1 protein-coding gene is annotated in these 376 nt (G+C 58.0%); it reads right to left on the bottom strand.

The window, feature by feature from the left end:
- On the bottom strand, positions 1-349 hold a 349-nt coding region (locus NE591_RS13235; RefSeq protein ID WP_256156863.1), incomplete at its 3' end, for a hypothetical protein.
- Positions 350-376 lie beyond the last annotated feature (27 nt).

Genomic DNA, 376 nt, shown 5'->3' with positions numbered 1-376 from the left:
TCAGGATTTTGCGGTCGACCTCGATGCGCGAGGAGTCGGTGCGCCATTCGACGAGGATGGTTTTGAACGGGTCGCTGTCGGGCAACATGCCCAAGTACACCTCCAGCGGACGCCCCGACGCATGCCAGTGTTCGACGAACTCGTCGAACATCTCGGCCGCTTTCGTGCCCTCCGCGCACCGGAGCAGGTATTCCTCGCGTCCGTCGCAGATCGCAAGCAGAAGAAGCGGCGCGAATGCCTCGGGATGCGCATCCTCGGCGGCGGCGAAGAACTTCTTCGTGCTTGTAGTGTTTAAACCAGTCAAACCTTGGCAGCGTTTAAGTAGGAAATAGCGGAATGAACAGGCCATACTTCTCCTTTCTCTCTGAAAGCCGAA

This window comes from Adlercreutzia sp. DFI.6.23 (genome assembly GCF_024462535.1).
Classification (GTDB): Bacteria; Actinomycetota; Coriobacteriia; order Coriobacteriales; family Eggerthellaceae; genus Adlercreutzia; species Adlercreutzia rubneri.
Note: the sequence above shows the minus strand (reverse complement) of the source record. Positions and strands in the feature narration are given on the sequence as shown.